10 protein-coding genes are annotated in these 13,045 nt (G+C 69.4%); 3 read left to right on the top strand and 7 right to left on the bottom strand.

The features are described from left to right. Position 1 precedes the first annotated feature (1 nt). On the bottom strand, positions 2 to 646 hold the full coding sequence (locus tag P8934_RS08650; RefSeq protein ID WP_278033822.1) for a tRNA-(ms[2]io[6]A)-hydroxylase: 645 nt from the start codon (positions 644 to 646) through the stop codon (positions 2 to 4). After that, positions 643 to 1,098, bottom strand: coding sequence for a DUF1289 domain-containing protein (locus tag P8934_RS08645; RefSeq protein WP_278033821.1), 456 nt, complete (start codon positions 1,096 to 1,098; stop codon positions 643 to 645). The genes P8934_RS08650 and P8934_RS08645 overlap by 4 nt, the downstream gene beginning before the upstream one ends. 276 nt (positions 1,099 to 1,374) lie before the next feature. Here P8934_RS08645 and acnB point away from each other — a divergent pair, with 276 nt between their 5' ends. From acnB to P8934_RS08630, 3 genes are all read left to right on the top strand, one after another. Beyond that, positions 1,375 to 3,978 (top strand): bifunctional aconitate hydratase 2/2-methylisocitrate dehydratase, encoded by a 2,604-nt coding sequence (gene acnB / locus P8934_RS08640; RefSeq protein ID WP_278033820.1) that lies wholly within the window; start codon positions 1,375 to 1,377, stop codon positions 3,976 to 3,978. A gap of 227 nt (positions 3,979 to 4,205) precedes the next feature. Then, positions 4,206 to 4,694 (top strand): ribonuclease E activity regulator RraA, encoded by a 489-nt coding sequence (rraA, locus tag P8934_RS08635; RefSeq protein WP_133634907.1) that lies wholly within the window; start codon positions 4,206 to 4,208, stop codon positions 4,692 to 4,694. 88 nt (positions 4,695 to 4,782) lie between these two features. After that, positions 4,783 to 6,666 (top strand): glycerophosphodiester phosphodiesterase family protein, encoded by a 1,884-nt coding sequence (locus P8934_RS08630; RefSeq protein WP_278033819.1) that lies wholly within the window; start codon positions 4,783 to 4,785, stop codon positions 6,664 to 6,666. 8 nt (positions 6,667 to 6,674) lie between these two features. Here the strand turns inward: P8934_RS08630 and ggt are convergent, their stop codons facing one another. The 5 genes from ggt to P8934_RS08605 form a co-directional block, all read right to left on the bottom strand. Next, positions 6,675 to 8,498 (bottom strand): gamma-glutamyltransferase, encoded by a 1,824-nt coding sequence (gene ggt / locus P8934_RS08625; protein WP_278033818.1) that lies wholly within the window; start codon positions 8,496 to 8,498, stop codon positions 6,675 to 6,677. A 47-nt stretch (positions 8,499 to 8,545) separates the two neighbouring features. Further along, positions 8,546 to 9,028, bottom strand: coding sequence for a hypothetical protein (locus tag P8934_RS08620; protein ID WP_278033817.1), 483 nt, complete (start codon positions 9,026 to 9,028; stop codon positions 8,546 to 8,548). 82 nt (positions 9,029 to 9,110) lie between these two features. Next, the gene (locus tag P8934_RS08615; protein WP_278033816.1) at positions 9,111 to 9,893 is read right to left on the bottom strand and encodes a universal stress protein; all 783 of its coding nucleotides are present in this window, start codon (positions 9,891 to 9,893) and stop codon (positions 9,111 to 9,113) included. Beyond that, positions 9,883 to 12,291 (bottom strand): ATP-binding protein, encoded by a 2,409-nt coding sequence (locus tag P8934_RS08610; protein WP_278033815.1) that lies wholly within the window; start codon positions 12,289 to 12,291, stop codon positions 9,883 to 9,885. Before P8934_RS08610 ends, P8934_RS08615 begins: the two co-directional genes overlap by 11 nt. 118 nt (positions 12,292 to 12,409) lie before the next feature. After that, the gene (locus P8934_RS08605) at positions 12,410 to 13,021 is read right to left on the bottom strand and encodes an anti-virulence regulator CigR family protein (protein ID WP_278033814.1); all 612 of its coding nucleotides are present in this window, start codon (positions 13,019 to 13,021) and stop codon (positions 12,410 to 12,412) included. Positions 13,022 to 13,045 lie beyond the last annotated feature (24 nt).

The following is a 13,045-nucleotide window of genomic DNA, read 5'->3' as shown; positions in this document are numbered from 1 at the left end:
CTCAGGCCGGCACGCCGCTGTGAAAACGAAAGGCCGTGTCCGGCATGGTGACCAGCTCGGCCTCGCGATCGGAGAAGAAGGCGATACGCGCGTCGATGGGCGCCGTGGCCAGGCGGCGCGCCAGCATCAGGTAATCCTCGAAATGACGGCCTTCCGACTTAACCAGACTGCGATAGAACTTGGCAAGTTCATCATCCAGATGCGGAATCAGGCGGGCAAAGCGCTCGCAGCTGCGTGCCTCGATCAGCGCCCCGATGATCAGGATGTCCACCAGGCGCTCCGGTTCCACTCCCCGGACGTGGCGACGCAGCCCCTCGGCGTAGCGCGAGGCACTGATATGGCGATAGACGATGCCCCGCGCCTCCATCAGCTTGACGACCTGCTCGAAGTGCAGCAGCTCCTCGCGGGCCAGCTGGGACATCTTGGTGAGCAGCAGCGGCTGGTCCACATAGCGGTAGAGCAGGCTCATGGCCGTGGAGGCCGCCTTCTTCTCGCACTGGGCGTGGTCGATCAGCAGCAGCTCGGGGTTGGCCAGGGCCCAGTCGACCCACGCCTCCGGGGTGGCACAGGGCAGGAACGCCAGCAGCTCGGCAGGCAGCAGGTCCCGGCAATCGGTCGTCTCGAGGGTCGGCATCGGGGGCATCATGGTTCCTGTGTCGGCGGGTCAAGGGGGTCGGGAAGCAGCGCCTGTCGCCGCTCGGCGGCGGCCAGCAGGTCGATGGTGATGCGTTCATGAAGCGCGGCCGCGTCCTCGCCGTCGCGACCGACCAGCCCGTAGCGCGACAGGTCGCGGATACGGCCGCGTCCCACCCGCAGCAGCTCCACGGCGCGCGAGAGCGGCGGCTGCTCGTCCCGGAAGCGGATTCGGTGACGGCGCAGCTGGGCCTCCAGGCTCTCGGGGTCGACGACCTCCAGGAAGCGCCCGGCGACCTCGGCCCGCAGCCTGTCCAGCTCGGCCATACGTTGCTGTCGCTGCTCGCCGGAGAGGGCCGGCCAGTCGCGGATCTCACCGTCGACGCGCTGACAGCCACGGCACACCCGGTCGCCCAGGGTGGTCGAGCAGAGACCGACGCACGGCGAGGTGATGCGCTCTCCCATGTCTTCTCCCGTTGACGTTAACGTGCGTTGACATAACGTCATGGTAACGCGGGAGACACCGGGCTGGCAGCCCGAAGTTGCCGCCGACCAAAGTTCAAGGCCGCCACGGCGGGCCCAGCTTAACATTGTCGACAGTTTCCTCTATGATCGCGGCACCGCTGACACCTTGGTAACAGGAAGGGTCTGCCAGACGTTTTCCCGCGCCGAAGCGTGCCTTACGTCGAAGCTCGACAAGGTCTGCCGGCTTCGGCCACCACCACCGATGAGGGCCCCAACGTGCTTGAAGCCTATCGCCAACATGTCGAGGAGCGCGCCGCCGACGGCGTGCCGCCGAAGCCGCTGAACGCCGAGCAGGTCGCCGCACTGGTCGAGCTGCTGAAGAACCCGCCGGCCGGCGAGGAGGAGTTCATCCTCGACCTGCTCACCAATCGCGTTCCGCCCGGCGTCGACGAGGCGGCCTACGTCAAGGCCGGTTTCCTCACCGCCATCGCCAAGGGCGAGGCCGAGTCCCCGCTGATCGACAGGGTCCACGCGGTGAAACTGCTGGGCACCATGCAGGGCGGCTACAACATCGTCTCCCTGGTGGAACTGCTCGACGATGCCGACCTGGCCAAGGAAGTGGGCGAGCAGCTCAAGCACACCCTGCTGATGTTCGACGCCTTCCACGACGTGGAAGAGCGCGCCAAGGCCGGCAACGCCGTGGCCAAGGGCGTCATCGAGTCCTGGGCCGAGGCCGAGTGGTTCCTCTCCAAGCCGGCCCTCGAGGAGAAGATCACCCTCACCGTCTTCAAGGTGCCGGGCGAGACCAACACCGACGACCTCTCCCCCGCCCCGGACGCCTGGTCGCGCCCCGACATCCCGCTGCACGCCAACGCCATGCTCAAGAACGAGCGCGACGGCATCGAGCCCGAGGTGCCCGGCACCACCGGTCCGCTCAAGCAGATCGAGGAGGTGAAGGCCAAGGGCTTCCCGGTCGCCTACGTCGGCGACGTGGTGGGCACCGGCTCCTCGCGCAAGTCCGCCACCAACTCCGTGCTGTGGTTCTTCGGCGACGATATCCCCAACGTGCCGAACAAGCGCGCCGGCGGCTTCTGCTTCGGCGGCAAGATCGCCCCGATCTTCTTCAACACCATGGAAGATTCCGGCGCCCTGCCCGTGGAGATGGACGTCTCCGGCCTCGAGATGGGCGACGTCATCGACGTCTACCCGTATGAAGGCAAGGTGTGCAAGCACGGCACCGACGAGGTCGTGACCACCTTCGAACTCAAGACCCAGCTGATCCTCGACGAGGTGCGCGCCGGCGGCCGCATCCCGCTGATCATCGGGCGCGGCCTGACCACCAAGGCACGCGAGTCCCTGGGCCTGGCCCCCTCCGACGTCTTCCGCCTGCCCGAGCAGCCGGCCGACACCGGCAAGGGCTACACCCTGGCCCAGAAGATGGTTGGCAAGGCCTGCGGCATGGAGGGCGTGCGCCCGGGCATGTACTGCGAGCCGAAGATGACCACCGTGGGCTCCCAGGACACCACCGGCCCGATGACCCGCGACGAGCTCAAGGACCTCGCCTGCCTGGGCTTCCAGGCCGACCTGGTGATGCAGTCCTTCTGCCACACCGCCGCCTACCCCAAGCCGGTCGACGTGGACACCCACCACACCCTGCCCGACTTCATCATGAACCGCGGCGGCGTCTCGCTGCGCCCGGGCGACGGCATCATCCACAGCTGGCTGAACCGCATGCTGCTGCCCGACACCGTGGGCACCGGCGGCGACTCCCACACCCGCTTCCCGCTGGGCATCTCCTTCCCGGCAGGCTCGGGCCTGGTGGCCTTCGCCGCGGCCACCGGCGTGATGCCGCTGGACATGCCGGAGTCGGTGCTGGTGCGCTTCAAGGGCAAGCGCCAGCCCGGCGTCACCCTGCGTGACCTGGTCCACGCCATCCCCTACTACGCCATCCAGCAGGGGCTGCTGACCGTCGAGAAGTCCGGCAAGAAGAACGCCTTCTCCGGTCGCGTGCTGGAGATCGAGGGCCTCGAGGACCTCACCGTCGAGCAGGCCTTCGAGCTTTCCGACGCCTCCGCCGAGCGCTCCGCAGCGGGCTGCACCATCACCCTGTCCGAGGACAGCGTGAGCGAGTACCTCAAGTCCAACATCACCCTGCTCAAGTGGATGATCGCCAACGGCTACGGCGACCGCCGCACCATCGAGCGCCGCATCCAGGGCATGGAGGAGTGGCTGGCCGACCCGAGCCTGATGCGCGCCGACCAGGACGCCGAATACGCCGAGGTGATCGAGATCGACCTCGAGGAGCTCAGGGAGCCGGTCCTGTGTGCGCCGAACGACCCGGACGATGCCCGCCTGCTGTCTGATGTGGCCGGCGAGAAGATCGACGAGGTCTTCATCGGCTCGTGCATGACCAACATCGGCCACTTCCGCGCCGCCGGCAAGCTGCTCGAGAAGCAGCCGGCCGGCAGCCTGAAGACCCGCCTGTGGCTGGCCCCGCCGACCAAGATGGACCAGCACCAGCTGACCGAGGAGGGCTACTACGGCATCTACGGTCGCGCCGGGGCACGCATGGAGATGCCGGGCTGCTCGCTGTGCATGGGCAACCAGGCCCGCGTCGCCGCCAAGTCCACCGTGGTCTCCACCTCGACCCGCAACTTCCCCAACCGCCTGGGCGACGGTGCCAACGTCTACCTCGCCTCCGCGGAGCTGGCGGCCGTGGCCGCCGTGGAAGGTCGCCTGCCCTCCGTCGACGAGTATCGCCGCTACATGGGCGAGTTCGACGCCATGGCCGGGGAGATCTACCGCTACATGAACTTCCACGAGATCGAGGAGTATCAGAACGCGGCCTCCAACGTGATTCCGATCGCGCAGGAAGCCTGATACCCCGATTTCTGATAGAGTCAGATTCGACTCCGATGCTCGCAACATCGAAGGCCGTCGCCCGCGGCGGCCGGAGCCGATGAACGAAGCGCCCCATCCGGGGCGCTTTTTTTGCGCCTGCCCCTCCAACCCACCCCTGCCACCGGTCCGTCCCACCAAAGGGGACTTCCGTTCTGCCCGCACCGTGGCATCATCGAGGGATCACCCATGTCACGAGGAGCCCCACCGTGAGCCATATCGTCACGCCGGACATCTGCGATGCCTATCCCGAGGTCCAGGTGCTCGACCCGATCTTCGTCAACGTCGGCGGACACGAGGCCTTCGCCGGCCCGATCCGCACCGTCAAGTGCTTCGAGGACAACTCCCTGGTCAAGCAGGCAGTGGCCGAGCCCGGCGACGGCGCCGTGCTGGTCGTCGACGCCGGCGGCTCCACCCGCTGCGCCATGCTGGGCGACATGCTGGCCGAACAGGCCGCCGGCCACGGCTGGGCCGGCGTGGTGATGTATGGCTGCGTGCGCGACGTCGACGTGCTGGCCGAGACCGAGCTCGGCATCCAGGCCCTGGGGGCCCATCCACGCAAGAGCGAGAAGCGCGGCGAGGGACAGCGGGACATCCCGGTCAGCTTCGCCGGCGTCACCCTGACGCCAGGCCAGTGGCTCTACGCCGACAACAACGGCATCCTGGTCGCCGACGAGCAGCTTGACCTGGAGCGCTGACGCACGACGAGGCCCACGGTAACAGGCACTTGCCCGTGACGGGGCAGCGGTGTCACCCTGACACGAGATCCCCGTCGCGCGCCTGTCCATGCTGCACCTGTCACGATTGAGCGGCGACGTGCTGCGCACCCTGCGCGAGCACCTGCGCCCGCTGATCGCCTATCACCTCTTCTTCACGCTGCTGGCCTCGAGCCTGCTGCTGCCGGCCGTGGGCTGGACCCTCTCGGGCCTGCTCGCCCAGTTCGGCCGCCCGGTGATCACCAACAACGAGCTGATCGCCCTGCTGATGAGCCCCGGCGGCCTGCTCTGGCTGCTGGCCGCGGTGGGCCTGACCTTCCTGGTGCTCTACCTCCAGCAAGCCGGCATGATCCTGGTGGCGGTGCGCCCCCGGGACCACCATGTCCGCCTTGCCTTCGAGGCCCTCTGGGCTACGCTGCGCCGGCTGCCGGCCCTCAGCGGCCTGGTGGTGCTGCAGGTGGGGGCCCAGCTGCTGCTGCTGGTCCCGCTGGCCCTGAGCCTCGCCTGGCTCCACGGGTTCTTCCTGGGCGAGCTGGACCCCTACTTCGTGCAGAGCGTGCGCCCACCTGCCTTCTGGGCCTTTCTCGGCAGCAGCCTGGTGCCGGTGCTGGCGTGGCTCCTGCTCGCCGGCAGCCTGTATGTCCGCTGGCACCTGGCCCTGCCGGTGCTGACCCTGGAGGAACTCTCGCCGCCGGCGGCCCTGGCACGCAGCATGCAGCTGACCCGAGGCCGGGGCCGCCATATCGCGGCGGCGGTGGTCCTGCTGCTGCTGGGCATCGTCATGCTGCCGCTGCTGGCCACGGCGCTGTTCGACCGGGTCGTCACGCCGCTGCTGTGGTGGCTGCCCGAGCGCAATGCGGTGCTGGTCCCGGCCATGCTTGCCTATCTCACCGCCTACCTGCTGGTGGCCCTGGCCATCACCTTCGGCGGCATCGCCGCCAACGCCCTGCAGGCCACCTGTCTCTATCTGCGCCTGGCCCATCGCGAGCCGAAGCCCAAGCCACCGCCGCCCGGCACCCACCCCGGTCGCCTGGCCTGGACCGTCGAGTTCGCCGTCGTGCTGTTCGCTATCGGCCAGGCGTGGCTGATCGTCAATCGCTTCGAGATCCGCGACGAGATCGCCATCATCGCCCACCGCGGCAGCTCGCTGCATGCTCCGGAGAACACCCTGGCCGCGGTGGAGCAGGCGATACGGGATCGCGCCGATGGCGTCGAGATCGACGTGCGCCTCACCGACGATGGCGAGGTGGTGCTCTACCATGACGAGAGCCTGAGGCGGCTGGCCGGGGACGAGCGCCGGGTCGGGGAGCTGCCACGATCGGAACTCGACGAGGTGGATGTCGGCAGCTGGTTCGGGGACCCCTTCATCGGCGAGCGGATCCCGGGGCTGGACGAGGTCCTGGCGGCGGTGCGCGGACGCGCCACCCTGATGATCGAGCTCAAGCCCGACCCCGGCCGCGAGCTCGAGCTGGTCGAGGCGGTAATCGACACCCTGGCGAGGGAGAGGGAGCTGCGCGTCGCCTGTCGGCATCGCGCCGAGGATCGGGTGACCGCCCTGGCCTGTGGCGACCCAGACGTCATGGGCGAGATGCGCGTGGCCGCCATGTCGCCCTGGCTGCTGCGCGAGGTCGGGCTGCGCGCGCCGCGCCTGCGCACCACCCTGCTCGCCCAACTGGTGATGTCGGGCACCCTGGAGCGCCGGGGCTTCGATGCCCTGGCCCTTCGTCACAACCGCATCGACGAGGAGGAGGTGCGCCTTGCGGGATACTACGGCTACGAGCTGCATGCCTGGACCATCAACGACCGCACCCGGATGTCCCAGCTGATCGACCTCGGCGTGGACGGCATCATCACCGATCGGCCGGCGATGCTGGCCGCGCTCATCGGTGAGCGCCGCCGCCTGGGTGACGGCGCCCTGCTGCTGGTCAAGCTGCGCAACTGGTTGCGGGGCTAGGCGCGCGCTCAATCCCCCATCACCACCCCTTCGCGGCGCGGGTCGGCGCCGCCGAAGAACCCCTGCTCGGTGCGCTGGATCGCCTGCAGGCCGCTGGTGAGCTCGCGCTCCTCCACCTCGTGGCCCCGCTCGTGCAGCGCCTCCCGGGTGGCCGGCGGAAAGCGTCCCGCCTCCAGGTAGACCGGCCCGCCCAGGGTGATGGCATGGGGCAGGTCCAGCGAACGCTGGGCGTCCAGGCCCCAGTCGAGCATGGCTACCAGCGAGCGGGCGGTGTAGTGGATGATGGCCGCGCCCCCCGGCGAACCGAGGCTCGCCACCAGGTCGCCGCTGTCTCGGTCGAAGACCAGCGTCGGGCTCATGCTGGAGCGCGGACGCTTGCCGGGCTCCACCCGGTTGGCGATGGGGGTCCCCTCCTCATCCGCGGGGGTGAAGGAGAAGTCGGTCAGCTCGTTGTTGAGCAAGAAGCCCCCTGGCATGCCGGTCCCCCCATCGGAGAGGATGCGCGCGCCGAAGGCCTGCTCGATGGAGCTGGTCATGGCCAGGGCGTTGCCGTGCTCGTCGACGATGCTGACGTGGCTGGTGCCGAATTCCGGCTGCGTCGGCTGCACGGCCCAGGCGGTGGCGAGGGCACCGGGGTTGCCCGGGCTGGCACCGCCACTGCCCATGCTCTGCTCCGCCTCGATCAGCTCGGCGCGCTCGGCCAGGTAGTCGGGGTCGAGCATCAGCGACCAGTCGCCGCCGGGCGCCTCGACGAAGTCCGGGTCGGCGATGTAGCGCCCTCGGTCGGCGAAGGCCAGCCGCGAGGCCTCGAGGAAGCGGTGCAGCCAGTCGACGCCGGGCAGGTCTTCCTCCAGGGCCGCCTCCAGCAGCGGGAGCTGTTCCAGCATGCCGAGGATCTGCATCACCGTCAGGTGGCCCGACGAGGGGGGCGGGAAGCCGCACACCCGGTACGCCTGCCAGTCGGTGCAGAGCGGCTCGCGCTCCTTCGCCGTGTAGGTGGCCAGGTCCTCGCGGCTCAGGCTGCCGGGAATGGCGGGATGGTTCTGCACCCGCCCCACGATGTCCTCGGCGATCTCCCCGGTGTGCAGCGCCGAGCTCTCCTGCTCGGCGATCCGCTCGAGGATAACGGCCAGGGCCGGGTTCTTGAGCGTGTGCCCTACCGGCAGTGGCTCCCCCTCCTCGGTGAAGTAGAAGGCCGAGGCCAGGGCGTCGTCACGCAGGCCCTCGGTGTCGGCCAGGCTCCGGTGCAGCCGGGGGCTGACGGGAAACCCCTCGTCGGCCAGGGTGATGGCCGGCTCGAAGAGCTCGGCCCAGGGCAGGCGACCATGCGCCTTGTGGGCCCTCTCTAGCATGCGCAGGGTGCCGGGCACGCCGACCGAGCGGCCGCTGGCCACGGCCTTCATGAATGCCAGGGGCTCGCCCTCCCCGTCCAGGAAAAGCTTCTCATCCACCGAGGATGGCGCGGTCTCGCGGCCATCGTAGGCCGTGACCTCCTCGCCGTCGTGATACATCAGGAAGGAACCCCCACCGATGCCGCTGGACTGGGGCTCGACCAGGGTGAGCACCATCTGCACCGCGATGGCGGCATCGATGGCCGAGCCCCCCGCCTGGAGGATCTGGTAGCCGGCATCGGTGGCCAGGGGGTTGGCCGCGGCCACGGCGAAGGTCTCGGTGGCCCAGCCGGGCTTCTCCTCGCTGCCGGATGCCGACTCCGGGGCGATCTCGGGACGCTGGTACTGGAAGTCCACCTCGCCGAGGGCCGCCGGGGAGAGCAGCAGCGGCGAGAACAGCAGACACGACGCCGCGCGACGCCAGGCGGTGGGGATGACCATGATCATGACTCCTTGTCTCGATTCGGGGTCATGACAGCATAGGTGAGTCAGGCCCGGTCGTCGCCACCCGACCGGTGACAGCGCCAGAGGGCCAGCAGGTTCATGCCGGCGAGGGCCAGCAGGATGGCGGCCACCCAGCCCAGGGTGCTGACCAGGCCGTGGAACTCGCCGGGGGCGGCCTGCGGTCGGAAGGTCATGCCGTATTCGGCCAGGCGGCTGCCCGCATAGAGCAGCAGGACCAGCAGGCCCAGCGGCAGCGGCGAACGCCGCCGTGCCAGCCAGCGGGTCAGTCGCCAGGGTTCCCGCGGCGCCTTGGCCGGTGCAGCCTTCCGCGTTCTGGTCCGTGGAGCGGCCCTGGGCCGGCTGGGCGCCTTGGGCCGGCTGGGCGCACGGCGGGCCGAGCGCTGCGCCGGCTTGCGGCCCACCCCCGGCAGACGCCCCAGCATCCAGCGCGTGCCCCGGACCACGCCCCACCCCAGGGTGAAGCAGACGGAGAGCCCCAGGGCCCCCATCACCAGCAAGTATGCCATCCCGGCAGATCCCCCTTCAGCTCGTTGGAGGCGCTATCTTGCCAAATTCTCGCCGCCCCGTGGGCCGGAAACGCTCGAATCCTCAGGGCACCACGATGACCGGGATCGGCAGGCGGGCCAGCAGGTCGGCATCCTGGTCGGCCAGGCGGGCGAGCTGGGGGCGGTGAAGCAGCAGGGCACCGTTGTCCACGTGGGCCAGCTGCCGCTCCAGTTGCCGGGCATCGCTCGCCTGCAGGACCTCCCTGCCGTCGAACAGGCGGATCAGCGCCTCGGGAACCGGCGGGAACTCGCCGCCCGCCCCGGGACCGTCCAGGGTCCGGAGCGGGCCTCGAGCCAGCGACAGCCGCTCGTCCCAGATGATCACCGTGCAGGGCGCCTCGAGGATCAGGGCACGGCTTGTCGAGCCCAGGCGCACGCCCCAGTGGCCCGATAACCCCGCCTTGCCGAGCACCAGCAGGTCGCCCGGGCCGGCCAGCGACAACGCCTCGCTGACCACCCGGCCGCGACTGACCCGCAACTGGTGTTGCAGCTCCCGGCCGGCCACTGCGGCATCCAGGGCCTCGTTCACGCGACGGGCCTGCCGGGCCATGCCGGCCTCGAGGTCGGACCTCGACAGCCGGCGCACCCGTCCCGAGGCGGCGCCGATCTCCCGGGCAAAGGGAAAGCCGGCGCTGCCCAGCAGGTCCTGGTCCTCGACGTAGAGGGCCACCAGCTCGGCCTGGCGCATCACCGCGAAGTCCACCGCGGCGGCCAGTGCCGCCAGGCTGTGGCGAGAGGCATCGAGCAGCGCCAGCACCCGCATCACCGGGATCTCGCCCTCTTCACCCGTCTCCTCCGGGCCTGACCGGGACACGTCAACGTTCATCGTCCGACTCCTCGTGCTCGTCGCCATCGCCGCCCCGCTCCTCCTGGCGCGCGTGCTTCACCACCTCGCGGAAATGGGCCAGCCGCTCGGCCACGCGGGCATCGAGGCTGCCCTCGGGGAAGCGCCCCTGGGCGTCGGGGGCCCCGATGGGCAGACCGGTGAGTAGCTCCAGTGCCTCATCCACCCGTGACACGGCGAAGACCCGGAAGCGCCCCTCCTCGATCGCCTCGCGCACCTCGTCCTTGAGCATCAAGTGCTCGACGTTGGTCGCCGGCAGGATCACCGCCTGCCCTTCGAGGTCGCCACGGGCGGCGCAGACATCGAAGAACCCCTCGATCTTCTCGTTCACGCCGCCCACCGCCTGGACCCGCCCATGCTGATCGATGGAGCCAGTCACGGCGAAGGCCTGGTCGAGCGGCACCCGGGCGATGGCCGAGACCAGGGCACACACCTCGGCCACCGAGGCACTGTCGCCCTCGACCCCGCCGTAGGACTGTTCGAAGGCCAGGCTCGCGGAGAGCGAGAGCGGCTCCTCCCCCGCGTAGCGCGTGGCCAGGTATCGCGACAGGATCATCACCGCCTTGGAGTGGATGCGCCCCCCCATGCGCGCCTCGCGCTCGATGTCGACCACCTGCCCATTGCCCGGCCGCGCCGTGGCGGTGATACGCGACGGCTGGCCGAAGGCGTACTCGCCCAGCTGCAGCACGGAGAGGCCGTTGACCTGGCCGACCACACGCCCCTCGGTGGCAACCATCATGGTGCCGCGAGTGATCATCTCGTGGCTGCGCTCGCGGATGCGCCCGGCGCGCCAGAGCTGCTGGCTGACCGCCTTCTCGACATGACGGCGGGCGATCACCGTGGCCGCCGCCTCGCCGGCCCAGTGGTCGGCCTCCAGCACCAGGTCATGGAGGTCGCGATGACGCGCGGTCAGCTTGCGCTGGTCGTCGGCCAGGCGGCTGGCCCGCTCGATCACGGCGGCCACGCCGCTGCGGTCCAGCGGGCGCAGGGCCGCCTCGCGGGCCAGGGTCGCCACCATCCGGGCATAGAAGGCCTCGTGCTGCGGGTCACGGTCGAGCTCGTCCTCGAGGTCGGCCTGGACCTTGAACAGCTCCAGGAACTCGGGGTCATGCTCGCAGAGCAGGTAGTAGAGCAGACGTTCGCCCAGCAGCACGATCTTGACGTCCAGCGGGATCGGCTCCGGCTCGAGGGTCACGGTGCTGATCAGCCCATAGGCCTGCTCCAGCGACTCGGTACGGATCTCGCCGGCCTTCAGCACCCGCTTGAGCGTGTCCCAGGCGCCCGGCTGGGTGAGCACGCCGCGCACGTCCAGCACCAGGTAGCCGCCATTGGCGCGATGCAGGGCGCCCGCCCGTATCAGCGAGAAGTCAGTCAGCAGGGTGCCATTGTGCACATGGTGCTCGATGCGGCCCACCAGGTGCTGGTGGGTGGGCAGGTCCTGGTAGATCACCGGCGCCCCTTGGGCCTCGGCGTTGTCCACGATCAGGTTGACCTGGAAGCGGCTGAACACCGCCTCCGCCGGGATGTCGGGCTCGTCGGCGATGAAGGAGTCGACATTGAACAGGATCGCCTCGCGGATGGCGTCCAGATGGGTCAGGACGCCCTCCTGCTCGGCATAGCGCTCCTTGAGCTCATCCAGCGGGGCGCCGATGGCCGACTCGAGCATCTCCTCGTTGAGGGTGTTGGCCTGGTCGCGCAGTTCCTTGGCCAGGCGCGGCATCTGGCGAATCGCCTGAGTCAGCTTGCGCTGCAGGATCTCGACCGTGGCCTCGATGCGCTCGCGCTCGTCCTTCGGCAGCTTCTCGAAGGCCTCCGGCGCCATCATCTTGTCGCCGTCGGCCGGCGCGAAGGTGAAGCCGTTGGGGGTGGAGAGCAGCAGGATATCGTGCTCGCGGGCCTCGCGTCGCACGGCCTCCACGGCGTCGCGCTGACGTTCGCCCATGGCCTGCTTGAGCTCGTGGAGACGGTTCTGGTACTCCTCGCTCTCGAACACGGCAGGGATGGCGCTGCGCAACTCCTCGACCATCGCCTCCAGGTCGGTGCGCAGCTGCCGCCCCAGGCCGGGCGGTAGCGGGAGGGACAGCGGCACGGCCGGGTCGTCGAAGTTGTAGCGGTAGCACCAGTCCCGGGGGGGCGAGGCGCCCCGGGCCTTCTCGGCGAGGAAGCTGCCCACCAGGCTGTGGCGATCATGCCCGGGCTGGCCCAGCACGAAGAGGTTGAAACCGTCACTGCGGATCGCGGTGCCGAAACTCAAGGCATCCCGTGCGCGTTCGTGGCCGATGAGCAGGTCCAGCGACTCGAGTTCGCTGGTGACCTCGAAATCGAAGGTATCGGTCGGGCAGGTCCGGTACACCCGTGCCACCCCAAGGGGTTCCACCATGGCAGTTCTCCTTTGCAGACACGGGCAGTATGAGACATGGCGATAGGTCCTGCCTGATGGAGATCAAGGAGAGCGGGCACGGGGGGGCCGCGAGCACCGGCGTGCCCGCCCAGGGTGATCAACGCAGGATATCGTGGATCACCTCATGGATGATGTCGTTGGTGAGGTCGACCAGCACCGCGTCGGTCCCCACACGGCGCCACTCATAGCCCTCGTAGTCGGGCAGGTCGCGCCGCACGCGCTCGTCGAAGTTCCTGGCGATACCGGGGGGCAGGGGCTTGCCACGCTCCAGGTTCATGCGGATGCCGGGTGGCAGGCTGTCGCGGTCGTCACGGTGCAGGTACTCACGCCGGCTGCGGAAGATCTCGCGAATCTCGCGCTCGTCGATCATCGGCCGCCTGGCCTCGTCGCGATAGCGTTCCCGGTCGCGGTACGCATCGCGTTCCCGATCACGATATTCCTCGCGTTCCCGGTCGCGATATTCCTCACGAACCCGGTCACGGGACTCCTGGCGGTCGCGATCACCTCGGGCCTGGCCCTGGCCACGGGACTCCTGGGGGCCACCCTGCCCCTTCTGGCCACGCTGCGGCTGTCCCTCCTCCTTCCAGGGCGCCGCCCCTTGGCCATTGCCCTGGCCATTGCCGGGCTGGGCCAGCAGCGGGGAGGCAGCGAGGGACAGGCCGAGGGCACCGGCCACCACCAGGGGAAAAAGAGGGAAACGGATCTTCATGCAGACCTCCACGTCGGGGCATGT

Source organism: Halomonas sp. CKK8 (assembly GCF_029625235.1).
GTDB classification, from domain to species: Bacteria; Pseudomonadota; Gammaproteobacteria; order Pseudomonadales; family Halomonadaceae; genus Halomonas; species Halomonas ventosae.
This window is presented reverse-complemented; position numbering and strand designations above follow the sequence as displayed.